The organism is Crocinitomicaceae bacterium (assembly GCA_016708105.1).
Taxonomy (GTDB): Bacteria; Bacteroidota; Bacteroidia; order Flavobacteriales_D; family Crocinitomicaceae; genus JADJGJ01.
In genome coordinates, this window is sequence record JADJGJ010000001.1 from 1715796 (window position 1) to 1742159 (window position 26364).

Below are 26364 nucleotides of genomic sequence, written 5' to 3' on the forward strand. Positions count from 1 at the left end.
GATGCTTGCCTCTTTGTGAATTAATTTTCCTTAATTATCTTTTGTTAAATAATTTCTTGTCTTCTAATAGCTATCGAAGACTTGAAACTTAAAAAAAATACACATGAAAAAAAATATTATTGTTCTTGGAGCCGGCATGGTAGGTGCAGCAATGGCTATTGATCTTTCCAAAAAATTCAATGTAACGGTTACTGATTTGAATTCAGAAAGATTAGCGTTCGTAAAAAATAAATGTGTAGAATTATCTACTCAGATTCTTGATGTAACCCAGCATGACAAATTAAAAAAAATGATTGAGCCTTTTGATATGGTTGTATGTGCGGTGCCGGGCTTTATTGGCTTTGAAACTTTGAGACAAATTATACTTGCCGGAAAAAATGTGGTAGACATTTCATTTTTTCCGGAAAATTCTCTGGAACTTGATCAACTTGCAAAGAAAAAAATGTGACAGCTATTGTTGATTGTGGTGTAGCACCCGGTATGGATAATATCATACTGGGTTATTATAATGAAAAATTAAAACTCACCGATTTTGAATGTCTTGTTGGTGGATTACCCAAAGTTAAAAAATGGCCTTTCTGTTATAAAGCACCTTTTTCACCGGTTGATGTGATTGAAGAATACACACGCCCGGCTCGCTATGTTGAAAACGGAAACATCATTGTGCGTGAGCCTCTCACTGATTGTGAATATGTAGAATTTGATATGGTAGGTACCTTGGAATCGTTCAATTCAGACGGATTACGGTCTATCATTTTCACCATGCCGCATATAAAAAACATGAAAGAAAAAACATTGCGCTATCCCGGACATGTAGAATACGTGCGCGTGCTGAAAGAAACAGGATTTTTCAGCACAGAAAAAATTTCAGTGAAAGGGCAGGAGGTAAGGCCTCTTGATTTTACTAGCAAACTTTTATTCAACGAATGGAAACTAGGAGAAACAGAACCTGAATTAACCGTGATGCGTGTTACGGTAAAAGGCATTGACGATAAAGGCAAAAGTCAAACCGTTGTGTACAATCTTTATGATGAATATCACGCTGAAACGCAAACGTCGTCCATGGCACGCACAACAGGCTATACCGCTACTGCAGCAGTGAATATGTTTTTAGATGGATTGTTTGCTGAAAAAGGAGTTTTTCCTCCTGAGCTGATTGGGAAACATGAAGTATGTTTTCATTACTTTCTGAATTATCTGGGTGAGCGCGGAGTGATTTATGTGCGATCAAGCAATTGAATAGTGTCTGAACTAAACGAGTTGCATTGAATGATCCCCGTGTAGGCGCAGATCGAGTCCTGCGTCTACACAGAGGAGGAGTTTAATTTGTAACTATAGATTTATCTTCTGGATTTTGTTGCTTAAGCTAATTTAATCAAGAAAAATTCACTTGATTTTTTCAATTAATTTTCGGTGAGTTCCATGTACCACTCTTCACCATCCTCTCCAAGCAGTCCATTTTCATACACATTGATTTTTCTGAACCCGTAATTACCGTCAGAGTTGTTTACGGGGGCATAGTAATCTGTTCCTTCCCAAATGATATATTCATTCTTTGAATCTACACACCATGCATAATAGTAAAAATCATCTTCATGCGTCATTCCAACATGGGTGCTTGTACCGGGTTCAATGGTGGCCCATTGCTCACTTAGTATCCATTCTCCATCAGTATTCATATAATACGTAGCAACATAGATGGTATAATCAGTTGCATTGCTAAGGTTTAGATAGTATGTTTTATCACCGGATGTACCGTTGTAATCACCCTCGGTTACTTCGATATCTTCAATAAGGTATTCCTCTTCAACACCGAAAAGAAAAATAATGGTTTTAGGAGCAACAAAAGAATAGTACATCTCTCCACTTTCTTCATCCTGAAAAATATTCAGAACACACACACCCATGTCATTTTTTTTTGGGTCGAAAATAAACTTACCTAATTGTCCTTGGGGTAATTCATCCGGATGCACTTCTTCAGTCCAAGTTGCAGAAAACCATACCTCACCGTCAAACATATTTGTGATAACGAGTTTTTCTTCTTCATAGTCCCAAATAATTTCTGCAATAAACTCATATCTCCCACTTGATTGTAACCATTCAGTATTTTTATCATCTTCATATTTGTTATATTCAATTTCACTGGAGACTAATTGAGCAAAGGCTTGATTGCAAATTAGAATAAAAGCAAAGAGAAGCCACATTCTATTCACACCTGAAACTAGCGTTGAATTTATTTTTTTCATACTGATGTTCGTTGGTTTCAACTAATGTATGAAATTATTTGAGAAAAGTCATTCTTGAGATAATTTAATTAGCTCATTTACTTCACCCTAATCACATAAGTAGCCTCAACATATCTGCCATATCTGATAGCAGGAGTCCATGCGGGCATTTTATTTACTAATTCGGTGAGTTCTTCGTATTGGCAGTGTGTGACATCACCTGAAATAATTTGTTCAAATTCAGGTACACCGTTTTCATCTACGCGTATCATGATGATGATTTCATTTTGAAAAGCTTCTTTGCATTTGCCGGTGTTGCGTTGCAGGTATGCATCCAGTTCTTTCACACCTCCGGGGAAACGAGGCTCACGGTATAGACTGGCAAAAATATCTTTCTTCTTTTTTGGATACATTATACCACTGATGAATTTACCATTTTTAAATGTCATTTTTGAAATTACTTTTTTCTTTTCATCGTACTGTACCCATTCACCATGCGGAAAACCATCTTGGTATTGAATAGTTGATTTTTTTAAGCCGTTGCTGTAGTATTCTACTTTTACTCCTGTTCCTTTGACTACTTGATGTGTGCCATCTGAATGATAATAATCAATGAGAATAAATTCAGTTTCGGTCATGGCAGCATCTTCAGAATTATAGGCTGAATTAACCACTTTTATTTCACGGGTATTTCCGCTTTCGTAATAGCTATACACCGTGTCTTTAAGTCTTCCGTTTTCAAATGTGCGAGAGGTTTCAGGTTTTCCATTTTCATAATAGAGAATTGATTTACCGTGCACAAACCCATCTTTATAGAAATAGAGCGCACGCAAATTCCCGTTTTTGTAATAATATTTGAACTCACCTATTTGATTTTGTGGGCGTATTTTCTTTTTGTAATGCCCAACCATTTGAATGGAATTATTTTCAATGTAATAATCAAGCACCAGCCAGGTTGAATCATCAGGATTATACCATGCGCCGCGATAATAAGTTGCGTCAGACCGATATGTGGTTTCAAGCCAGTCGTTGTCGAGAAAAATGGTGTCCTTTATCACCGGGGTTTGCCCTTGTGCTGAGAGTGCAATCAATACAGTGAATATGGAAAATAATCTTCTCAAACCAATTCTTTTATCAGATCAATTTTTACCACACCATCATGATCAATGGTATTGAGTTGTGCGGTATGTATTGTATTTACCAAGTTAGGCATGAAAGATGTTTTCACTTTTACATAATTTTCTGTGAAACCAAACATACTGCCATCTTCTTCATCTGCTTCAAAAAGTACTTTTCTTGTTTGTCCGCATTGCGATTCATAAAAAGCCCTGCGTTTTTTATCAGACAAAATTTGTAGTTGCCTGCTGCGTTCACGTCTCACTTCAAGCGGAACAACCTGATCCATTTTTTTTGCGGTAGTATTTGCCCTTTCACTGTAAGTAAACACATGCAAATAAGATATATTCAAGTCTTTTAAAAACTGCATCGTGTTATTAAATTCTTCATCCGTTTCACCCGGAAAACCAACAATTACATCAACGCCAATGCATGCGTCAGGCATCACGTTTTTTATTTTTTGAACACGTTCAGTGTATAATGATGTCAAATATTTTCGTCGCATGGATTGCAACATGGCATCAGAACCGGACTGTAATGGAATGTGAAAATGAGGAACAAATTTATTGGATGTTGCCACAAAATCAATGATTTCATTGGTGAGCAAGTTAGGTTCAATTGATGAAATTCTGAACCGGTCAATGCCACTAACGTGATCAAGTTTTTGGACAAGTTGAAAAAAGTTTTCGTTACCGCCTTGTCCAAAGTCACCTATGTTTACTCCGGTAAGCACAACTTCTTTAAACCCGGCCTGTGCAACTTTTTCAGCTTGCACTAATGTCTCTGAAATACTGGCGTTACGGCTTTTTCCACGCGCCAGCGGAATGGTACAGAACGAACAAAAGTAATCACATCCATCCTGAATTTTTAAGAATGAACGAGTGCGGTCTCCTTGTGAAAAGGACGGAACAAAAACATTTGTTTCTTTAATATTGTTTGCCTTAACGTGAGTTGTTTCAGTTTTTTCAAGTGATTCAATGTGCTCAAGAATATTAAATTTCTCGTTGGCGCCAAGTACTAAGTCAACACCGGGTATTTGAGAAATTTCAGTTGGCTTGAGTTGAGCATAGCAACCAATTACCGTGATGAATGCTTTGGGATTAATGTTGAGTGCTTTTCTAACAACTTGCCGACATTTTTTATCTGCCTGCTCAGTAACTGAACACGTGTTGATGACAACAATGTCAGGATGCTCTTCTAATTCAACACGTGCAAAACCCTGATTTTCAAAATTACGTGCAATGGTTGACGTTTCTGAAAAATTCAGTTTACATCCAAGGGTATAAAATGCTACTTTTTTATACTGATTCATAAGCGCTTGCAAAGGTAGTGAAATCTATGCTTATAGATATACACCTGTGCAGAAACCTGTGATGTGGTTTTTTTAATAATGATGAGTTAAGGTTTGATCCACGGGTTCGTGGATATCAACGTTTCGCTTGTCGCACGGTTTCAAAAGCATGGATAGGCATGAATTGGATTGAAAAATGAAAAGTGATTCAAAAAAAAAAATCCCCCACCGGGGTGAGGGATTATGTTTAAAGTTCTTCAAAGGTTACTGACTTTTCTTCAGCAGGTTCAGGTTTTTTATATTCACCTGAGTCCCAAAGATTCTTAATGGTTTCAAGCGCTTCAGAAAACCCTTCGTTGAATTTTTCAAAATCTTCTTTATAAAGGAAAATTTTGTGTTTTTCATACTCAGGTCTTCCATCAAAATCACCTGTTCGTTTGCTCTCTGTGATTGTGAGGTAAAGATCTTTACCTTTTGTGGTTTTTACATCAAAAAAATAAGTTCTTTTTCCTGCTTTTACGCGTTTAGAAAATACTTCATCGTTTCTCTCGTTCATCTGTCCCGTTTTTTAATATTGCCTGACACAAATTTATCATTATTCATCAGAATCAAAAATTTATTTTACTAATTTCTGTTCAAGTGCTTGAAAAATGGGTTCTTGATTCAAGGTATCAAACCAGCAAATTTCAGGATTTCGCTTAAACCAAGAAATTTGTTTGCGGGCATAAATTCGTGTATTTCTTTTTATGAGTTCAACGGCGCGTTCAAGTGAATCGTTTCCTGAGAGGTGATTAAATAATTCCGTATACCCAACTGTTCTCAGTGATTTCAAATGATTGAATTGGTAAAGCAATTTTACTTCATCAAGTAATCCTTCGTGCATCATGGTATCCACTCTGGTATTGATTCTATCATAGAGTTGATCTTTGTCCATATTCAGACCAATCCAGAAGGTATCAAATGATCTGGGTTTGGCTTCATTCAAACGAAAAGCAGAGTAGGGTGAACCTGTAATGGTAAAAACTTCAAGTGCCCTGATTACACGTCTGGGATTTTGCATATCTGCATTTTCGTAAAATTCAGGATCGCACGTTTTCACTTCGCTTTGTAACTTTTCCAAGCCTTCATCTTGCCAGCGTTGTATTAATTGATTTCTCACCGTCTCATCAGCGGGTATATTGTCAATACCATAACAGAGTGCGTTGATGTACAATCCGCTTCCTCCAACGGCAACGCAGTAATCATGGGTTTTGAAAATTTGGTTTAGTTTTTCCAAGGCATCGGTTTCAAATAAGCCACTGGTATAATGATCATGAATAGAAAGATGTCCGATAAAATGATGCTTTGCTTCAGTCAATTCTTCATCAGTAGGGCGTGCGGTACCAATTTTCATTTCACGATAAAATTGTCGTGAATCAAAGGAAATAATTTCAGTATTGAATTTTTGCGCAAGCCTAATTGCAAGTGCAGTTTTACCGACTGCCGTTGGCCCCGTAACAATGATGAGTTTTTTTTTTGGTGGGTTCAGCTCAGCCATTCGTCAATGAATTCTCGCACGCAAGCCTGTCCACCATTGCGCTGAAGAATGATATGTGCTATTCGTTTAATGTCTTTCACTGCATCAGCAGGACAAACAGAAAGACCTACCACCTCCATAATATCGATGTCATTGATATCATCTCCAACATAGGCTACTTGTTCAGGTTTTATGTTCAGCTCACTGCACCAGGTGTTCAGAATGTCTGATTTTTTTTCCTGTCCTACATGTACTTTTTGAATGTTCAGCAAATTGGCGCGGGTATGTATTGCTTCAGATTTAAAGGCATGTGAAATGATACCGAAAATAATTCCTTCTTTCGCTTTTCTACGAATTGCCAAGCCATCTTTTGCATTGAATTTTTTTATCTGATCTCCGTTTTCAGTATAGTACATGCCACCATCTGTCATGGTACCATCTACATCTAAAATAACCAGTTTGATGTTCATGGCATCTGCTTGTTTTTTTAGTTTCAGATCTTTTCGCACGATGGCGTCCAGATCATATCCAAAAAAATCAGCCACCTTCACCAATTCAACCGGTGATGGGTCCATGATACGTACTTTGGGAATGGCAATCTGATCTTCAAACTCAGCAAGCGTTATATTGCGCTGATCACAAAGCCATGAGATATTGTCTTTATAATAAACCATGCATGAATTTTCTGAAAAGATAAAAATAAAAATTAAACAATTTGATGTCCAACTGCAGCTGCAACCGGATTAAGTGTTTTGCAAAGCGCTCTGAATTCATCATGATTCAATTGTTGTGATGCATCAGATTTTGCCACTTTAGGATTTGGATGTACTTCAATCAATAATCCATCAATACCCATTGCGGTGCATGCCCTGGTGAGGTCAGGTACACCGTAAGCATATCCCATGGCATGACTTGGATCTAGAACTACCGGACAATTAGTAAATTCTTTTAAAAAAGATACTCCGCACAAATCTAAGGTGAACCTGGTTTTGGTTTCAAACGTGCGAATGCCGCGTTCACATAAAATGACATTTTCATTTCCGCCTGAAAGAACAAATTCAGCGCACTGCACAAATTCTTGCAGGGTTGTGCCAAATCCTCTTTTAATTAATACCGGTTTAGTAGTCTTTGCGCAAGCTTTTAAAATGCCATGATCATACATTGCTTTGGCTCCAATCTGAATGACATCTGAATATTCAATAACCTCGGCAACGTGTGATGCATCACGCACTTCAGTAATCACATTTAAGCCGTATTTTTCTTTCATTTTTACCAGTAGTTTCAGTCCTTCAAGACCTAGTCCCTGAAAACTATAAGGGGATGTTCTGGGTTTATAACAGCCACCGCGCAGTGTGGTCAATTTTAATTCTTTCAGCAATTCTGATGATTGAGTAATTTGCTCTTCTGATTCAACTGAACAAGGTCCGGCTATAAGAATGGTGTTGTTTGAATTTCCGCCAATAGTGACATTTCCAATTTTAATTTCTCGTGTTTGTTTTTTGTAATTTCTTGATGCAAGTTGAATATCATCTGAAAAAACAAAATGTTCAAGCACCAGATTATCAAAGCGGGAATCCAGTTCTTTATGTCCGGATCCGCTGATCAGAATATAGTACTCATTTTTTTCAATTACAAATGCATTGATCGCCTTTGATAATTCTTGAACTTTTGATGGGGATGTTTCTTTTTTTAAATGGATAATCATAATTCGCCTTTGATTAAATTCATGAAGTTTACTGAGCCTGTAGCTTGTCCTTTTTCATTAACAACGGGGAGATAAATAACAGGTCGGTTTTGTTTTTTTATAAATCGCAACAATTGAAAAACGGTAAATGTTTCAAGCACGGTGAGTGGTTTTGTATTGATAATTTCTTCTGTTCTGATATCATTCAAATCGTGAATATTTTTTAGTAAACCATTCCGCAAATCACCATTACCTATGATGCCTTCCAATGCGTTGTCATCACCTAACACCATGACAAAACCTAATTTTCCGTCAGCCATTTTTTCTAAAGCCGTACGCAATGAAAGTTCATGCCTGTAAACAACGGGTGATTCATTTAAATCACGCATAAAATCTCTCACCAGAAAATGTGATTCAATTTCATTCAATTTCAAATTCAGCAAGGCAGTATTAATATTTGAAGAATTAAAAAGATAAGAACCTGAAACTGAAGCATCAACACCCATGTTTCTAAGAATAAATGATACTTCAGCATTGACCCCACCGTCAACGTGAATTTTTTTTCCCGGGTACAAACGTCTGAACTCTCTGATCTTTCTGAAATTTATTGGATCAAAAGTGCCGCCGCTTTTTCCGGGTACAGTTGCCATTAGTAAAATGAAATCAAAGTCATCTTGGTAATCTTCAAAAACTTTTACTGAGGTATTAGTGGTAATTGCAAGACCTAATTGACCGGTGAATTCTTTAGGTATTTTCAGTTTTTTATCCTTCAAATCTTCATATTGAAAGGTGACAAAATCAAGATCAAATTTTTGAAGAGCGCCATAAAATCGGTTTGCATCTGTTGTAATAATGTGCAAATCAATTGGAATATGGCTGTGTTGTTCAATGATTTCAATATCTGCAAACACATTTAAATCATCATTGCAATCAACATGAATATAATCAACGTGCGACTCGTTCAAATTCTGAATAGTATTGAGCAAATCATTTTGCTTGTCTGAATAAATTGAAGCGGATATTTTCATTGGTAAATGGCAATACGTGTTTTCAGTGAAAGCTAATTTCAGATATTTGCAGGCAAAGATACCACTTATGATTGATTTTAAAGACAAGATATATGAAGGCGCTGAGAGAAGACCTTCGCTTTGGGATTGCCGCATACCTGTTGATGCAAAAGGGGTGATCATTTTTATACATGGTTACAAAGGCTATAAAGATTGGGGATGTTGGCAATTAGTAGAAGATAAATTTGTACAAAACGGGTACGGCTTCGTTAAATACAATATCAGTCATAATGGCGGAACGGTAAAGCAGAAAATAGATTTTCCTGACCCGGATGCATTTGGAAAAAATTGCTACTCGTATGAGGTATTTGATCTTGAAAAAATAATCACTGAGACAAAAAGAATTTTACATGACGAGTTGAATAGTTCAATTCCAATTTATTTGATAGGGCATAGTCGGGGCGGGGGAGTAGCCATACTTGAAGCAGCCGTTAACCAACAGGTTGCAGCCCTTGTGTCATGGGCAGGCATCAGTGATATTGCTTGTCGTTTTCCTGAAGGAGAAGAATTGGAATTTTGGCAACAAGACGGAGTGAGATATGTTGAAAATGCGCGCACGAAACAAAACCTGCCTCATTATTTTAGTTTCTATGAAGATTTTATAAATAATCAAGATCGGTTTGATATTGAAAAAGCGGCTCGGTCACTCACTATTCCGTTTTTGCAAATTCACGGTGATATGGACAGTGCCGTAAGTGTGCATGAAGGACAAGAACTTTCAACATGGACAAATACTACCTTAGAAATAATAAAAGGAGCTGACCACACTTTTGGCAGCGCACACCCATGGTCTGATTCTGACTTGCCTGAAGATTTAGAAGAAGTTTGTCAGCGAACGATCTCCTTCTTTAATAAACTGACATTTTGATCATCAGATTTTCAAAATATTTTTTCAATTGAGCTGATGTGCAATAATGGTTATTGATGATCATGGCGTAGGATAGTTTTTTTCCTGATGAGCTATCTACGTATCCGGCATAAGACTTTACACGCGTCATGGTTCCGCTTTTTCCATAAACTCTACCATCAGCTGTGGTGCCGTCAGCCACATTAGCCATGGTTCCTTTTTTACCCGCAATTGCAAGTGTTTCTTTAAATGATTGCGCATTTTTTGTTCCGTTCATATACGTTAACAAGTCAACTAAAAATTTTGCTGATACGGCGTTTGATCTTGATAATCCGCTTCCATCAGTCATAAATAATCCGGTGGCATCAATTTTAGATTTCCAGAAATTTGTGCAGACAATAGCGCCGTTGCTAGTGCTGCCATAACCTGAACTGTTCACTGAAAGTTGACACAAAATATGCTCAGCAAACAAATTGATGCTTTGTTGATTTACAACACCAACAATGGATCCCAGGCTTGGAGATTCATGCAAAATGAGTTCTGTCAATTCTGGTTTAACATACGTAAGATTTTTATCTAATTCACGATGCGTAGTGGGAGCATAACTTACATCAATACCTCGTTGTTCAAGTGCGTAATCTAGTTCAAGTGCAGCAATAAATTCAGGATCCGGAATGCTGGCTTTCACTATAAAATCATCTTGTCCTTTTGGTAAGGTTCCGCGCACAAACCAATCGTATGAGTAGGGTGCGCCATATACGTATGCATCATCATCTTTTGAGTCAGCTGCTTTTACATAATTTTGAATTATGATGCCCGGTACGTATGGGCTGGTACAGTGCATTTCAGTAGAATCACCGGCAGCGGGTCCGGTTTTAAAATGTAATTCAAGCATGTTGTCGAATATGGTAAGACCGGCTGGTCCGGCGCCATAATAATTTCCCATATCTCCCCAAACCCATCCTGACGGAACACCATCATAGCGATAAATTGAACCATCAGCCACCACTTTTCCTGTAACTTTTCTAATGCCAAGATTATACAAGCTATCAGCCCATTGAGTTAAAAAATTTCTTTCATGTCCGGGTTTATTATAATGTCTTGAGCCAAGGGTAGGGTCACCGCCGCCAACTAAGTATAAATCTCCGTTGATAGTGCCGGTTAAACTATCCAATGTGCCGCTATACATAATTTTTGTTTTGAAGTGATATCCTCTTCCCAATACCTGAAAACCCGTTGCGGTAGTAATTAGTTTCATGGTAGATGCAGGCGGAATACTCATTTCTGCGTTGTAGTCAGCAATCACTTCACCGGTGGTCATGTCTTTCACATAGAAGCTGAATACTGCATGTTTGAGTTGAGTATCTGCCATCATGGTTTCAGCATAAGACTGAATGCCGTTTACAGGTTTTGTTGTTGCCGTTGTCTGGCTAATTGTGTTAAGAGCAGGTAAAACTGCAATCAATAATAGATATCGTAGAAACATATTCAGGTTATTCAGCTTAAATTTACATCCAAAACTAAACACTTTGTGCGGGATAACAGGGATATGGATCAGAAATAACAAGGCAGCATTGCAATTGCAGCAATTGCCCGTCGCACTAGATAAAATCAAGCATCGCGGCCCTGATGCTAACGCTGTCTTGTTGAAAAATCACGTGGGCTTGGGGCATGCACGCCTAGCCGTCATTGATTTAAATGTATCGGCTAATCAACCTTTTTCTTCAGCTGACGGAAAACATCATCTGGTATTTAACGGTGAAATATATAATTACAAAGAATTAAAAACAGAGCTTGAAAGTAGCGGACTTGTATTTAAAACACAATCTGATACGGAGGTTCTGTTGCAATTGCTCATCAAATATGGTATCACTTGTATTGAGAGGTTGAATGGTTTTTTTTCGTTCATCTATTATAATGAATCAGCGAATGAATTATTTGCGGCAAGAGATCGTTTTGGCATTAAACCATTATTGTATTATCAAGATGAGGATAAATTCATACTGAGTTCTGAATTATCTGCTATCATGGCTTTTGATGTGACCTGTGATATCAATCCAAAAGCCCTTCATGATTATTTTACCTATACTTATATACCGGCGCCTGAAACTATCTTGAAACACGTGTTCAAACTTGAGCCGGGTTATTTTATCAAATGCCATTCAGATGGTACTGTTGTGAAACAAGTTTATTATCAAAATGAACTAAAAACTAAAACAGATCTCAATTTTGAAACAGCAAAAGAAAAGCTGGTTGATCTATTATCTTCTTCAGTGAAGAGAAGATTAATTGCAGATGTGCCATTGGGTTGTTTTCTCAGCGGAGGCATTGACTCATCTGTAATTGCCGCTTTAGCCAAGGAGCACAAATCTGATTTGAATACGTTTTCTGTTGGTTTTGATCATCCGTATTTTGATGAATCAAATAATGCCTTGGAGACGGCAAAATATTTGAATACGCATCATCATGCTATTAAAATTTCAAAGCAAGAATTTCTATCAGCTTTTGATCCATTTTTACAATCATTAGACGAACCGTTTGCTGACTCATCTGCCTTTGCTTATTATCATCTTTCTGAATTTGCAAAAAAACATGTAACAGTAGCTTTGAGTGGTGATGGTGCTGATGAATTGTTTGGTGGATATCGTAAGCACAGAGCTGAATTGCAAATTAGAAATGGATCATGGATAAAAAAATCAGGTATTCATACAGCGGCTTCACTGCTTAAAATAATTCCCACTTCGCGGTCAGGTAAACTTGGTGACTTGAGTAGAAAGATTCAAAAATATTCTGCCGGTTTGAATATGTCAGCCAACGAACGATATGATACTTGGTGCAGTTGGATTTCATCTGATGTGAGACAAAAACTTTTCAAGTCATCATCAAATTCTTATCAAAATAAAAATTTCAATATTGAGTCTCTGAATGATTTTTTATTGACTGATCAGCAATTTGTTTTACCGAATGATATGCTGAAAAAAGTAGATCAAATGAGCATGGCACATGCGCTTGAAGTGCGGGTTCCGTTTCTTGATCATACTGTTTTAGAGTTTGCTAATTCATTGCCTGAGACCTATAAGATAAATGAAAAAACCGGAAAAATTATTTTGCGTGAATCATTCAGAAACCGCTTACCTGAAAGCTTGTTTCATCGTCAGAAAAAAGGATTTGAAATTCCGCTTCAACTATGGTTAAAAGATGAAATGGAAAAGCGTTTTGGAGAAATATTTTTTACTGAATCGTATATTGAAAAACAATGCATCTTCAACACAAATTTTATCATGTCACTTAAAAAGGATGTCCTCAAATCATTAGAAGGAGAGGGCATTTACCTCATTTGGTCTTTGTTGATTTTTCAGCATTGGTATCATCAACATATTCATCATCGTTTATGATCAAAGTGCTGCGTATTATTAACCGTTTCAATTTAGGTGGCCCAACCTATAATGTGACCTATTTATCAGCCTTTATGCCTGATGAATTTGAAACAACGCTTTGTGGTGGTAGGCATGAAAAGCATGAAGGTGACTCACTTTTTATACCTGAAAGATATGGTGTAAAACCAATCATTATTGAAAGTATGCAGCGCAGCATTAACCCGTTGAATGATCGCAAAGCACTTGCAGAAATTAGGGCAATTATTCGTGAAGTAAAACCGGATATTATACACACCCATGCTTCAAAAGCCGGTGCACTTGGACGCACGGCAGCAATCAAAGAGAAAGTTCCGGTGATAGTGCACACGTTTCATGGGCATGTTTTTCATTCATACTTCGGTCGGTTTAAAACCTGGTTGTATTTGATGGCAGAACGACGGCTTGCGAAAAAACATCGGCAATTATTGCCATCTCAGAGAAACAGAAAGATGAACTGACCAATCGTTTCAAAATTGCTCCTCAAGAAAAATTCAAGGTAATTCCGTTGGGGTTTGATTTAGATAGATTTCAAGAAAACAAAACTGAAAAGCGAAATAAGTTCAGAGCGCAGCATGGTTTAACAGACGAAATTGCAATTGGTATTATTGGTCGGTTGACGGCAATTAAAAACCATGAATTATTTATTGAGAGCATTGCGATGCTGGCTGAGCACAAAATAAAACTCAGAGCTTTTGTAATGGGCGGTGGTGAGCGTTTTGATGAATTACAAGAATTAGCGAAAGCCACAGAAGCGGTGTGTGGGCAAAAATTATTTACGTTCACCAATTGGGTAACCAATGTTGAAGATGTGTTGCCGGGGCTTGATATCATTGCGTTGACATCGTTAAATGAAGGCACACCGGTAAGTTTAATTGAAGCTCAGGCGGCCGGAGTTCCGGTAATCACTACAAACGTTGGTGGTGTTTCAGACGTAGTGAATAATGAAAATACCGGTTTCATCATAGATGGATTTACAGTAGAAAAATTTGCTAAAAAACTGCGCCTGCTGGCTGAAAATGAAGAATTGCGTAAAAAAATGTCACAAAATGGCTGGCCATACGTAGAACATAAGTTCCATTACAGAAGATTGTGTAAGGATATGGCAGATTTATATCATCATCTGCTGGCTAAAAAATAATGAAATGATGAAAAAAAGATTTCAGAAAATATTCTACAGCGCTTTGCTGATCACTGTTTTTACCTCATGCGGAATTAATAGTAACCTGATGCTGAAAACAGACAGAGATTATGAGTTTGCACCCATTGACAGCTTAAATTCTACTAAAAATGATTACATGATTGATGTCAATGATATCATTCAGGTTCGTTTTTTCACGAACAACGGTTTAAAGGTGCTTGACATATCTTCAGCAACTGAGGGAGGAACGCAAGCGCAAATCTTTAATCCTAACAATACCTTGTCTTATGTTATTCAAAGCGATTCCTTAGTTCGACTTCCGGTATTGGGTCTTGTCAATATTGTTGGACTCACTATCCGAGAAGCCGAAATTAGACTGCAATCCATGTACAGTGAGTATTATGTTGATCCGTTCATTCAAATTGCGGTTACCAATAAACGGGTGGTTGTTTTTCCGGGTGATGGTGGAGAGGCACAAGTTATTTATCTGCAAAACAACAATACCACACTCATGGAAGTGATTGCGCTTTCAGGTGGTATTGCAGAGCGCGGAAGAGCAAGTAGAATAAAACTGATTCGTAAAGATGAAAATGGCGAACGAAAAGTGTATAAAATTGATCTCTCTACCATTGAAGGATTGCAATACGTTGACTTAATAGTACAAGCCAATGATTATATTTATGTTGAACCGGTACCTGAATTAGGTAAAGAAATTTTACAAGAGGTTGCTCCCATTGTTTCACTGGTTACCAGTACTGCATTACTCATTTCAATTCTAACCCCGTAATTGGAAAATAATTCTGAACATAAAAACAAACGCATTTCAAGTCTTAATAAAGATTTTGATTTAGATATTGTACTTGCGGTACTCAAAAGAAATTGGTTGGTAGTGCCTGTTATATTAGTGTTGGCACTTACATTTAGTTTCTTATATCTGCGCTATACCAAGCCGCTTTATCAATCGTCAGCGGTTATTCAACGAAGCAGTCAGGATGAAGGAAAACGCATTCTTGAAATTGAAGGTTTTGAGGAAGAAAATAAATTGTCTGAAGATGTGGAATTATTGCGTTCAACTTTTTTGCTTGAGAAAGCATTGCGCAATTTGAATCTCAATATCTCATATTTCTCTGAAGGAGATATTCTCACGGAAGAAAAATACCGATTCTCACCATACCATGTCACCCTGCTTGAACTCAGGGATTCATCGCTCATTGGCAAACATATTCAGGTAAACAAAAACAATGATCAAATTGAATTGAGTTTTGATCATCTTGGAAAAACTGAGAAAGTGAGTTTTCTTCCCGGAGAAAAAATTGAGAACGAATATTTTGCCCTGATTTTTAAAATTAATGACCAAGCGCTTTTTGAAAGAAATTTGAGTGAGAACAATCTCTATTTTGTTTTTAATGATTATCGTTCGCTCACGCGATCATTGCATCCAAGCCTCAATGTGTATGCCTTGAATGAAGAGGCGCGTACCATTGAAATTAAATTTTCCAGCAATAATCCAAAACTGGCGTCTGACATTGTTCAATCATTGATCAATACTTTTTTTGAGTATGACTTGGAAAAAAAGAGTGAAAGTTCGGCCAGTATCTTAACGTTTATTGACTCACAACTTGATACGGTTTATTCTGCTTTGAAAGATTCTGAAAATCGTATTCAAAATTTCAAGGATAGTAGTAAAATCAATAACCCTGAACTGTTCACCAACAACATGATGAATAGAATTAATGAACTGCAGAGTCAGTTATTAGAGGTTGATTTTGACTATGAATTAATGCAGGAGATTGAAAAAAGTGTCAACGCAAGTGACCGCATTGAAATCTACAATGTTATTCCCGCAGTGATTGGTACACCTTATGAGGGCATGCTGGTAGGTGAGTTGGAAAAATTACATGAATTGTTGGTTGATAAAGAAGATGCAACTTACGTAATGACTGAAGCATCTGACTCGTATAAAAAAATCATCCGTTCTATTGAATCCCAAAATAAAAATATCTATCGCATATTAGGATCAATAACTGATCAACTTGCATACAGACGCAGAAATTTACATGACAAAATCATGGGATTTGAATCACAATTGTATGATGTTCCGGCAAAAGAAATGGAGTTGTCAAGGCTTAACCGAATGTTTGATCTGAATGAAAAGTACTATTCTTTATTAATTGAAAAGAAAACACAATATGCCATATCTAAAGCCGGCTACACGATGGATAACATGGTATTGCAAGCACCCACTGATGCAGTGCTGATTAGCCCCAACCGAACGCTAACAGTTGCCGGTGCCCTGATTCTTGCTTTCATGTTGAGTTTTCTTATTTTGTTGGTTAGATATATCACGTTTAATGACATTCATAATCCGGATGAGCTGAAAAAATTATTGCCGTCTTATGTTGGGTTTTTAGGCATGTTACCTCGTGTGACCATGCCCAATAAAAATTCTTCGTTGATTGTGCATCTTCAACCAAAGTCTGCACTTGCTGAGAGTTATCGGCATATTCGTTCTAATCTTCAGTTTATATTGGATGATAAAAAGAAAAATGTTATTGCTGTTTCATCTTCAATTTCAGGAGAAGGAAAAACTTTTGTGACGCTCAATCTGGCGGGTATTTTTGCTTTGATGGGTAAAAAAGTATTGGTGATTGATCTTGACTTGAGAAAACCAAAAGTTCATCATGGATTTGGAGTAGAAAATGCTTCAGGTATGAGTACTGTTCTTGCGGGTAAAGAAGAATGGAAAAACTGTGTAAACAAAAGTGAATTAGAGGGACTTGATTTTATCACTGCAGGTCCAATTCCGCCAAATCCTTCAGAATTAATACTGGGTGGAAAAATTCAAGAAATCATTGAGGAGTTTAAAGAAGTATACGATTTGATTTTGATTGATAATCCTCCGGTGGGAATTGTCTCAGATGGTGTAGGTATTTTAAACAGGTCAGATTGCCCAATTTATGTATTGCGCGCAAATTATTCCAAACGTATGTTTGTTCACCGAATCACTGACTTGCTTGAAACAAAAAAAGTACCTAAATTATTTGTTCTCCTTAACGGCGTAGATTCAACTAAATCAGGTTATGGATACGCATACGGCTACAGTTACGGAGATTATTATTCTGATTCACAATTCAGCGGAAAACGCTGGTACCAATTCTGGAAAAAATAATGGAGATTACCCGATATCATATTGAAAACATTTTTTCGTATGTGCCTCGAACTTTTAAAGATGACCGGGGTTCTTTTTTTGAATCATTTAATCATAAACTATTTTGTGATGCAGCCGGACGAAAGGTAGATTTTGTTCAGGATAATCAGTCGTCTTCCATACAAGGTGTTGTGCGTGGTTTGCATTTTCAAAATCCTCCACATGCCCAGGGAAAATTGGTTCGTGTTTTGAAAGGGAAAGTGTTAGATGTGGCAGTTGATTTGAGAAAAAATTCTGCCACGTATGGTCAGCATATTGCAGTTGAACTTTCAGCAGACAATAACCGAGTTTTGTGGATACCTGAAGGATTTGCACATGGATTTTCAGTATTGGAAAATGAGACCGTTTTTTTCTATAAATGCACGTCTTTTTATCATAAGGAATCTGAACAAACTATTGCATGGAATGATTCACAACTAAACATTGATTGGCAAATAGAAAATCCTGTTTTGTCTGAAAAAGATCAGGTTGGATTAGCATTTGAAAATTTTATCAGTCCGTTCTGATTTATGAGAGAGACTATTGATTGTGTGCTGAGATTATTCGCTTTTTTTTCCGGAGCATTTGTTCTCTCAGTGGTGATCAATTCTTTTATTTTACGATTTGTTCAAACTTTGGGAATTCGTCAAAAATCTGAGATGACTATTCGATGGAGCTCTCAGGCAAAGCCCGCTTTAGGTGGTATCAGTTTTTATATTTGCTATCTGATGGGCTTTATGTTTTACGCCATTGTTTTTGGTCAAACGGATGTGTTTCAAAATACTCATCTTTTGGGTTTGTTCATCACAATTACCTTGGCATTTTTTCTAGGATTATCTGATGATGCGTATGATACTAAACCGGTTCTCAAATTAGGTATTCAAATTCTTTGTGGTGTCATTTTAATCTACACAGACAGCGGCATTAACCTTTTTCAAATGTCTTGGCTGAATAATATGGTTACCGTAATATGGGTTGTTGGTATCATGAACTCCGTGAATATGCTTGACAATATGGATGGTATAACAACCGTGTCTTCTATTTTTATTATTCTCACCTTGATTGGTATTTCAATTCCGGCTGAAATTTTTAATAACGTTGATATATTTTTATTAATTACCGTGCTTGGTGCTTTGTGCGGATTTTTACTTTACAATTGGAACCCTTCTAAAATGTTTATGGGTGATACGGGTTCACAATTTCTAGGCATGTTTCTGGCCTTTTTTTCTATTCGCTTTTTATGGAATGCCGGCATTAATGAAGGTAATTATTCTGTGTTTTCAAACTTCACACTGGTGCTCATAGCATTCAGTGTTCCTCTGGTGGACACAACCTATGTTACACTAAAAAGATTGTGGAAAAAGCAAAAACCCTGGGTAGGCGGTAAAGATCACTCTACGCACATGCTTTCCTATAAAGGACTTTCTGATAGGCAAGTGGGACTTGTTTTTGTAGGGCTTTCAACCATGGCTACGCTACTTGCATTAAACATTGCCAAATATATTCCTAAAAATTCTCTCTTGTTGGTTGCCATGTGGTTTTATGTGGCTCTATTGATTTATGTCTTTTATAGTTTTTCAAGAAAACGAAAGAACACTGAATAAGTCTTGTGTGCTTTGAATCACCGTGCAAATTTAAGTATTAATAGTTTGATAAAACCATGATTGATAAGGGTTCTGGTGGTTTTACAAGCAACAACAAAATTCTTGATTACTTTCTTGCTATTTTAAAGTTCAATTAATTGTTTATACATTTGTGAACAAATAAACAAGTGAAGGGTTAGATAAATTGTTCAACGAATAGAACCAGTTTCTCTCCACTGGTTCCAAGATTAAAAAATTGATTAACCGACTGAGTATGAAAAAATCATCTAAAGAAATATTTGCCATGCAGGCTGATGTTTGTCGTGCACTGGGAAATCCTTTGCGCATTGAGATTATTGACATATTGCAAGATGGTGAGATGGGCTTTTCAGATCTTTTAGAAAAAACAGGAGGATTGAAGTCAAATCTATCACAACATCTTTCAGTACTAGCAAAAAAAGGTATCGTAAAATCTCGCCGTGAAGGGCAAGCTGTTTTTTTTAGTTTGACTTCAAAAAAGGTTGCAAAAGCATGCGGACTCATGCGCGAAGTATTGATTGATAATCTGAACAAAAAACTTGCACTTGTAAAAAACAAATAACCAATTAAACTATGCGAAACTCATTTTCATTTATTTTAGCAGCTTCACTATTGATGAGCTGTTCTGATACCACGGTAAACCATGTCAACGCCCAAAGTCAGGACACGGTTCAAACTGAAAAATTCATCAAAACTATCTCTGCGGATGAATTCAAAACACTAACAGAATCAGGCAACGGAATCATACTTGATGTGCGCACACCTGAAGAAATTAGCGCAGGATATATTCCAAATTCCAGTGCAATTAATTTTTACGATCCGCAGTTTGAAGAGAAAATTAATTTGATGGATAAAAACAAAGAAATATATGTTTATTGCAAGGCAGGCAGCAGAAGTATAAAGGCTGCTGAGATGTTATCAGAAAACGGGTTCAACAAAGTGTACAATTTGGATGGTGGCATTATGGCATGGGAGCGCAAAGGATACCAAGTTGAAACCAGTGGCGCAACAACTGATTCAAATATCCATAGTTTATCCGTTGATGAATTTGACGCCATATTGAAAACAGATCAGCCGGTATTGGTAGACTTTCACACGCAATGGTGCATGCCGTGTAGAAAAATGGCTCCGGTCATTGACTCCCTTGAAACTGAATTTAACGGAAAAGCCGGAGTGATCAGAGTGGATGTTGATGCAAGCAAAGAATTAGGAGAAAAATATAATGTAGCCGGTGTACCCGTTTTTGTAATTTTTAAAGATGGTGTTGAAGTTTGGCGTCACAGCGGAATAATCAGCAGTGAAGAACTGAGAAAAAAACTGAACACTTATATGTAACATCCCTTGTTGCAAATTTTATCCGTGTTGAAAAAAACAGTGTTCGGGAATACATTTGTTCTGCTGAATAATTGATAACTTCATGCTCCCAATTCAGCAGACATGAAGGAAGCATTATCTCAAGAAGAATATATTGAAGTGTACGGCGCGCGTGAGCACAATCTGAAAAATATCAGTTTGCGCATTCCTCGCAACCAATTGGTAGTGTTTACCGGCTTAAGTGGTTCAGGAAAATCATCGCTTGCGTTTGATACCATTTTTGCTGAAGGTCAACGCCGATACTTAGAAACTTTTTCAGCTTATGCCCGTCAATTTTTAGGTGGGCTTGAACGCCCGGATGTAGATGAAATTTTAGGTCTTAGTCCGGTGATTTCTATTGAACAGAAAACCGTAAACCGCAGCCCGCGTTCTACTGTTGGTACAGTAACTGAAGTGTATGATTTTATGCGACTGCTATTTGCCAGAGTTGCTGATGCATATTCATACAACACAGGTGAAAAAATGGTGAAGTATACTGATCAACAAATCATTGATCTCATTCTTCAAAAATTTTCTAACAAAAAAATTATCGTGTTATCACCTCGTGTGAAAGGACGCAAAGGTCATTACCGTGAACTGTTTGAGCAAGTACAAAAAATGGGCTACTCAAAAGTGCGTGTGGATGGTGAAATCACCGATATCAAAAGCGGAATGAAACTTGACCGCTATAAAATTCACGATATTGAAATGGTCATTGATCGCATTCAGGTTTCTGATGAGCACCGGTCTCGTGTTGGGCAGGCTGTACAAACTGCGCTCAAGCTTGGTCAGGATGTAATGATGGTCATGGATCATGACACACATGAGGTAAGCCACTACAGTCGTTTTTTAATGTGCCCTACAACGGGAATTTCATATCCTGAACCTGAACCAAATTTATTCTCATTCAATTCACCTTATGGTGCTTGCCCAAAGTGTAACGGTTTGGGTGTTGTTGCTGAAGTTGATCTTGACAAGGTAGTTCCTGATAGAAAAAAGAGCATTAAAGCGGGCGGAATTGAACCTTTGGGTAAGGTATCTGATAACTGGATTTCAAATAAGCTCACAGAAATTTTGTCGGTTTATCATTTTACTTTGACTGATCCAATTGAAAAGATGCCGGATGAATTGATCAACAAAATTTTATTCGGTTGTGAAGAAGTGATAGATACTGAAGATGGGAGAAGAGACTTGTCATTTGAAGGAGTCACCAATTTTTTAGCCCGTCACTTTGAAGAAACTGATTCTCCCGGCGTGAGGCGCTGGGCTGAAAGTTTTATGAATAAAAAAAATTGTGATGCGTGTAATGGAACACGATTAAAAAAAGATGCTGATTATTTTAAAATAGATGGAAAAAATATTGGTGACTTAGCTAAGTCTGATATTGGAAATCTGCAGCAGTGGTTTGAACAATTGCCTGGTAAATTAACTGATCGACAACAGCTAATCGGCTCTGAAATTTTGAAAGAAATTAAAGGACGACTCAAATTTTTATTAGATGTTGGTTTGCATTATCTCAATCTAAACCGCGAATCAAAATCACTTTCTGGAGGAGAGGCGCAACGCATCAGGTTGGCAACTCAGATTGGATCAGAACTGGTAAACGTATTATATATTTTGGATGAACCAAGCATTGGTTTGCATCAACGCGATAATGAACGACTCATCAATTCATTAAAGAAATTGCGTGATGGAGGTAATTCAGTGATTGTGGTTGAGCATGACAAAGAGATGATGGAATCCAGTGATTTTATCGTGGATATTGGTCCGCGTGCCGGTATTCATGGAGGCGCAATAGTGCAGGCTTGTCCAACGCGTGAAGTACTTGCCGGAGATAGCGTAACCGCACGATATCTCAACGGAAAATTAAAAATTGAAATTCCTGCTAAACGAAGAAAAGGAAATGGAAAATATTTAGAATTAAAAGGGGCAAGCGGGAATAATTTGAAGAATGTTGATTTGAAAATTCCACTAGGAGTATTTACATGCATTACCGGTGTGTCAGGCAGTGGTAAATCATCATTAATTAATCACACTTTGTATCCAATTCTTAATGCCCATTTTTATGACGGGGTGAAAAAACCATTACCCTATAAGTCAATCAAAGGATTAGAACATTTGGATAAAGTAATTGAAATAGATCAGTCACCGATTGGGCGCACGCCTAGATCAAATCCTGCAACGTACACCGGTTTATTTGGTGATATCAGAGAATTGTATGCAAACACCAATGCAGCAAAAATTAGGGGATACAAAGCAGGTAGGTTTAGTTTTAATGTGAGCGGAGGGCGCTGCGAAACGTGCAAAGGTGGTGGAGTAAAATTAATAGAAATGAATTTTTTACCTGACGTGTACGTTGAGTGTGAAACCTGTCAGGGCAAAAGATATAACAGAGAAACATTAGAGGTACGTTTCAAAGGAAAAAACATCAATGACTTATTGGAAACTACCATTGAAGATGCCGTTGCATTTTTTGAATCTGTACCAAAAATTCGTCGCAAGCTGGAAACGTTAAATTCAGTTGGCTTGGGGTATATTAAGCTGGGGCAACCTTCAACAACAATTTCAGGTGGTGAAGCCCAAAGGGTAAAATTGGCAACTGAATTAGCCAAAAAAAGCACCGGCAATACCATTTACATTTTGGATGAACCTTCAACCGGATTGCATTTTGATGATATCCGTTTACTGCTTGATGTGCTTCAACGATTAGTAGATGAAGGAAATACGGTAGTGGTTATTGAACATAATTTGGATATAGTCAAGGTGGCTGATCATGTCATTGATGTTGGACCTGATGGTGGTGAAAATGGGGGTACAATAGTTGGCACAGGTACACCGGAAGAATTTGTGAAAAAATTTAAAACTGAAACGTCACGCTACCTGGCTAAGGAATTGAAGTGATCAGCCTATAAATCCTATAAAAAATATGATTCATGTAGTCTCTGCAAGGACTATAAAATCACTGTTATCATAAGGTTAATTCTTGCAAGCACAAAATTTTGCCTGATGCCAAAACAGAAATGAAATTTGATGCCCAACCATGGTTTCAAATGGCCAAAGCTTAATTTGGAATAAAAAAAATAGCGCAACCATCAGATTTTATCTAAATTTGCCGCTGAAATTTTTACAATCAAAATAAGTGATTTGATTGTTTGTAAAAATAACGTGATGTAGTGCTGGTGCTTGGAGACTTGTTTTTAACTAATTAAAAAAGCTGATTGCAATAAACTATAATAAATGAAACACTACAGTCTGGTATTACGATTTCTGCGCATCAGAATCTGAGATTTGTTTTTTATCATCTTGCAGAATTAAACCATAAAAAACAAAATCAAAGTCAGTAAATGCAAACAAAATATAAAGACCTTATTGAACAAACGTTTGATTTTCCTCAGGCGGAGTTTACATTAGAAAAAGACAATTTACAGTTTCACGGAATTGATCTGATGAAATTAATCAAGCAGCACGGTACCCCCTTGCGCTTTACGTATCTGCCACAAATAGGCAATAATATCAGAAGAGCTAAAAGATGGTTTGCACGTGCGTTTGAAAACAGCAAGTATCGCGGTAAGTATTATTATTGTTATTGTACTAAAAGTTCGCACTTTGCGCATGTGATCAATGAAGTGATGGAGCATGATGTACATATTGAAACTTCATCAGCATTTGATATCAACATTGTGCGCCGTTTGGTTGATTTTGGCAAAATTGATAAAGAAAGTTTCATTATTTGCAATGGGTTTAAACGTGGATCATACATTCAGAATATTGCAGATTTGATCAATGATGGATATAAAAACACCATTCCTATCATTGATAATTATGAAGAGCTTGGTTTGTTGAATAAATTAACTGATCGGCCTTTCAAAGTAGGAATCAGAATTGCCTCTGAGGAAGAACCAAAATTTCCATTTTATACCAGCCGCTTAGGAATTGGATATAAAGACATCGTAAGCTTTTACGAAGAAGAAATTCAACCCAATGAAAAATTTGAGTTGAAAATGTTGCACTTCTTCATCAATACAGGCATCAATGATTCAGCGTATTATTGGAATGAGCTTTCAAAGTGTCTTCGTGTATATTGCAATTTGAAAAAGGTTTGCCCAACCGTTGATTGTCTAAATATTGGCGGAGGATTTCCAATCAAAAATTCGCTGGCTTTTGATTTTGATTATCGGTACATGGTCACTGAAATTGTGGCACAAATTAAAGCAGCTTGTAAAGAAAATGGTGTACGTGAACCAAATATTTTTACTGAGTTCGGTTCATTCACCGTGGGTGAAAGTGGCGGAATTATTTATGAAGTCCTGTATCAGAAAAAACAGAATGACAGAGAGCGTTGGAACATGATCAACTCTTCTTTTATTACCACCTTACCTGATTCATGGGCAATCAATCGCAGATTTATTATGTTGCCGGTTAATCGCTGGAATGAAAGGTATGAGCGCGTGATGTTAGGCGGGCTCACATGTGATAGTGATGACTATTATAACTCAGAACAGCATGTGAATGCTATTTATTTGCCTGTTTTTAATTCTAAAAAACCGTTGTACCTGGGCTTTTTTAATATCGGCGCTTACCAGGAAAGTATTGGCGGTTTTGGTGGTATACACCACTGTTTAATTCCGCAGCCAAAACATATTATCATAGATGATGAAGAAAATGTAGCTGTTTTTTCTGAAGAACAAACGGCCAATGATATGCTAAATATTTTGGGCTATTTTGAGAAAGAAAAAAATGCATTGCAATACGGTAAAAAGGCGCCTAAGCCAGTTCGCGAAATTCCGGAGGAGCCTGAGTTACCTAAAAAGAAAGTAAAACGCCCGATAAGAAAAAAAACAGAAGAAGATCACGAAGGGCTCGATCAATAACAATGACTAATTGAAACAACATGAAAGGACCAATTTCACAATTTATTGAAAAACATTATCTGCACTTCAATGCTGCGGCTTTAGTAGATGCTGCTAAAGGTTATGAAGCGCATTTACTGGATAACGGTAAAATGATGATCACGCTGGCAGGCGCCATGAGTACAGCTGAATTAGGGAAATCTTTGGCTGAAATGATCAGACAAGACAAAGTACATATTATCTCATGTACCGGTGCAAATCTTGAAGAAGATATCATGAATTTGGTTGCACACAATTCATATAAACGCGTACCTAATTACCGTGATCTCAGTCCGCAAGAGGAGTGGGATTTACTTGAGAATCATTACAACCGTGTAACCGACACATGTATTCCTGAAGAAGAAGCTTTTCGCAGATTACAAAAACATTTATTTGATATTTGGAATAAAGCAGATAAAGCAGGTGAGCGTTATTTTCCGCATGAATTCATGTACCAGATGATTAATTCAGGTGCGTTGAAACAATATTATGAAATTGATCCTAAAGACAGTTGGATGGTTGCTGCCGCTGAAAAAAATCTGCCAATTGTTGTGCCGGGTTGGGAAGATTCAACCATGGGAAACATTTTTGCTTCATACTGTATCAAAGGTGAATTTAAACCTACCACAATGAAGTCAGGCATTGAATACATGATGTGGCTTGCTGATTATTATACTAAAAATTCAGGAGGAAAAGGCATTGGGTTTTTTCAGATTGGCGGTGGAATTGCCGGTGATTTTCCAATTTGTGTAGTACCAATGTTATATCAGGATATGGAAATGCATGACATTCCTTTTTGGGCTTATTTCTGCCAGATTTCGGATTCTACAACCAGCTACGGATCCTATTCAGGTGCTGTGCCAAATGAAAAAATAACCTGGGGAAAATTAGATATCAATACCCCTAAATTTATTGTTGAATCAGACGCTACCATTGTGGCTCCACTCATATTTTCTTACATCCTTGGGCATTAAAATTGCCTCAATCAATGTGAAAAACCGATGCCTTGACAT

22 protein-coding genes and 1 pseudogene are annotated in these 26364 nt (G+C 37.2%); 14 read left to right on the forward strand and 9 right to left on the reverse strand.

All coding sequences use genetic code 11. From position 1 onward, the window contains the following. The first annotated feature begins 103 nt into the window (after positions 1 to 103). Positions 104 to 1239: pseudogene (locus IPH66_07475) on the forward strand (saccharopine dehydrogenase NADP-binding domain-containing protein). 164 nt (positions 1240 to 1403) lie between these two features. On the opposite strand, the gene IPH66_07480 reads toward IPH66_07475, so the two are convergent. From IPH66_07480 to IPH66_07515, 8 genes are all read right to left on the reverse strand, one after another. After that, positions 1404 to 2246 carry a hypothetical protein gene (locus IPH66_07480; protein MBK7129185.1) on the reverse strand — a complete coding sequence of 281 codons (843 nt, stop codon included), beginning with the start codon at positions 2244 to 2246 and terminating at the stop codon, positions 1404 to 1406. A gap of 77 nt (positions 2247 to 2323) precedes the next feature. Beyond that, positions 2324 to 3346, reverse strand: coding sequence for a toxin-antitoxin system YwqK family antitoxin (locus IPH66_07485; GenBank protein ID MBK7129186.1), 1023 nt, complete (start codon positions 3344 to 3346; stop codon positions 2324 to 2326). Further along, positions 3343 to 4653, reverse strand: a complete 1311-nt coding sequence (gene mtaB / locus IPH66_07490; protein MBK7129187.1) for a tRNA (N(6)-L-threonylcarbamoyladenosine(37)-C(2))-methylthiotransferase MtaB — start codon at positions 4651 to 4653, stop codon at positions 3343 to 3345. The genes IPH66_07485 and mtaB overlap by 4 nt, the downstream gene beginning before the upstream one ends. A gap of 226 nt (positions 4654 to 4879) precedes the next feature. Further along, the gene (locus IPH66_07495; GenBank protein MBK7129188.1) at positions 4880 to 5188 is read right to left on the reverse strand and encodes a DUF3276 family protein; all 309 of its coding nucleotides are present in this window, start codon (positions 5186 to 5188) and stop codon (positions 4880 to 4882) included. A 60-nt stretch (positions 5189 to 5248) separates the two neighbouring features. Next, positions 5249 to 6169: a tRNA (adenosine(37)-N6)-dimethylallyltransferase MiaA gene (gene miaA / locus IPH66_07500; protein ID MBK7129189.1), complete on the reverse strand. Its 921-nt coding sequence runs from the start codon at positions 6167 to 6169 to the stop codon at positions 5249 to 5251. After that, the gene (locus IPH66_07505; protein ID MBK7129190.1) at positions 6157 to 6822 is read right to left on the reverse strand and encodes an HAD-IIIA family hydrolase; all 666 of its coding nucleotides are present in this window, start codon (positions 6820 to 6822) and stop codon (positions 6157 to 6159) included. The genes miaA and IPH66_07505 overlap by 13 nt, the downstream gene beginning before the upstream one ends. 32 nt (positions 6823 to 6854) lie before the next feature. Beyond that, on the reverse strand, positions 6855 to 7853 hold the full coding sequence (gene aroF, locus IPH66_07510) for a 3-deoxy-7-phosphoheptulonate synthase (protein MBK7129191.1): 999 nt from the start codon (positions 7851 to 7853) through the stop codon (positions 6855 to 6857). Next, a complete protein-coding gene (locus IPH66_07515; GenBank protein ID MBK7129192.1) occupies positions 7850 to 8860 on the reverse strand; it encodes a CBS domain-containing protein in 1011 nt (336 codons plus the stop codon). Before IPH66_07515 ends, aroF begins: the two co-directional genes overlap by 4 nt. A gap of 67 nt (positions 8861 to 8927) precedes the next feature. On the opposite strand from IPH66_07515, the gene IPH66_07520 reads away from it, so the two are divergent. Further along, a complete protein-coding gene (locus IPH66_07520; GenBank protein MBK7129193.1) occupies positions 8928 to 9767 on the forward strand; it encodes an alpha/beta hydrolase in 840 nt (279 codons plus the stop codon). Here the strand turns inward: IPH66_07520 and dacB are convergent. Then, on the reverse strand, positions 9748 to 11232 hold the full coding sequence (dacB, locus tag IPH66_07525) for a D-alanyl-D-alanine carboxypeptidase/D-alanyl-D-alanine-endopeptidase (GenBank protein MBK7129194.1): 1485 nt from the start codon (positions 11230 to 11232) through the stop codon (positions 9748 to 9750). The two genes, IPH66_07520 and dacB, sit on opposite strands and share 20 nt — an antisense overlap. 43 nt (positions 11233 to 11275) lie before the next feature. Between dacB and asnB the strand changes: the two genes are divergently transcribed. The 12 genes from asnB (at position 11276) to IPH66_07585 (ending at position 26325) form a co-directional block, all read left to right on the forward strand. Further along, positions 11276 to 13141 carry an asparagine synthase (glutamine-hydrolyzing) gene (asnB, locus tag IPH66_07530; GenBank protein MBK7129195.1) on the forward strand — a complete coding sequence of 622 codons (1866 nt, stop codon included), beginning with the start codon at positions 11276 to 11278 and terminating at the stop codon, positions 13139 to 13141. After that, the gene (locus tag IPH66_07535; protein MBK7129196.1) at positions 13138 to 13620 is read left to right on the forward strand and encodes a glycosyltransferase; all 483 of its coding nucleotides are present in this window, start codon (positions 13138 to 13140) and stop codon (positions 13618 to 13620) included. Before asnB ends, IPH66_07535 begins: the two co-directional genes overlap by 4 nt. Positions 13621 to 13667: 47 nt before the next feature. Then, entirely contained in the window at positions 13668 to 14300 is a 633-nt protein-coding gene (locus IPH66_07540) for a glycosyltransferase family 4 protein (protein MBK7129197.1), read from the forward strand. Positions 14301 to 14304: 4 nt separating this feature from the next. Continuing rightward, positions 14305 to 15087, forward strand: a complete 783-nt coding sequence (locus IPH66_07545) for a polysaccharide biosynthesis/export family protein (protein ID MBK7129198.1) — start codon at positions 14305 to 14307, stop codon at positions 15085 to 15087. After that, a complete protein-coding gene (locus IPH66_07550; GenBank protein ID MBK7129199.1) occupies positions 15088 to 17469 on the forward strand; it encodes a polysaccharide biosynthesis tyrosine autokinase in 2382 nt (793 codons plus the stop codon). After that, the gene (gene rfbC / locus IPH66_07555; protein MBK7129200.1) at positions 17469 to 18014 is read left to right on the forward strand and encodes a dTDP-4-dehydrorhamnose 3,5-epimerase; all 546 of its coding nucleotides are present in this window, start codon (positions 17469 to 17471) and stop codon (positions 18012 to 18014) included. Before IPH66_07550 ends, rfbC begins: the two co-directional genes overlap by 1 nt. Positions 18015 to 18017: 3 nt before the next feature. Beyond that, positions 18018 to 19091 (forward strand): undecaprenyl/decaprenyl-phosphate alpha-N-acetylglucosaminyl 1-phosphate transferase, encoded by a 1074-nt coding sequence (locus tag IPH66_07560; protein MBK7129201.1) that lies wholly within the window; start codon positions 18018 to 18020, stop codon positions 19089 to 19091. Between the two features lie 283 nt (positions 19092 to 19374). Beyond that, the gene (locus IPH66_07565; GenBank protein ID MBK7129202.1) at positions 19375 to 19671 is read left to right on the forward strand and encodes a winged helix-turn-helix transcriptional regulator; all 297 of its coding nucleotides are present in this window, start codon (positions 19375 to 19377) and stop codon (positions 19669 to 19671) included. Between the two features lie 11 nt (positions 19672 to 19682). After that, positions 19683 to 20444, forward strand: coding sequence for a thioredoxin fold domain-containing protein (locus tag IPH66_07570; protein MBK7129203.1), 762 nt, complete (start codon positions 19683 to 19685; stop codon positions 20442 to 20444). 102 nt (positions 20445 to 20546) lie between these two features. After that, the gene (gene uvrA / locus IPH66_07575) at positions 20547 to 23363 is read left to right on the forward strand and encodes an excinuclease ABC subunit UvrA (protein MBK7129204.1); all 2817 of its coding nucleotides are present in this window, start codon (positions 20547 to 20549) and stop codon (positions 23361 to 23363) included. A 443-nt stretch (positions 23364 to 23806) separates the two neighbouring features. Further along, the gene (locus IPH66_07580; protein MBK7129205.1) at positions 23807 to 25333 is read left to right on the forward strand and encodes an arginine decarboxylase; all 1527 of its coding nucleotides are present in this window, start codon (positions 23807 to 23809) and stop codon (positions 25331 to 25333) included. Between the two features lie 20 nt (positions 25334 to 25353). Beyond that, entirely contained in the window at positions 25354 to 26325 is a 972-nt protein-coding gene (locus IPH66_07585; protein ID MBK7129206.1) for a deoxyhypusine synthase family protein, read from the forward strand. Positions 26326 to 26364: the final 39 nt, after the last annotated feature.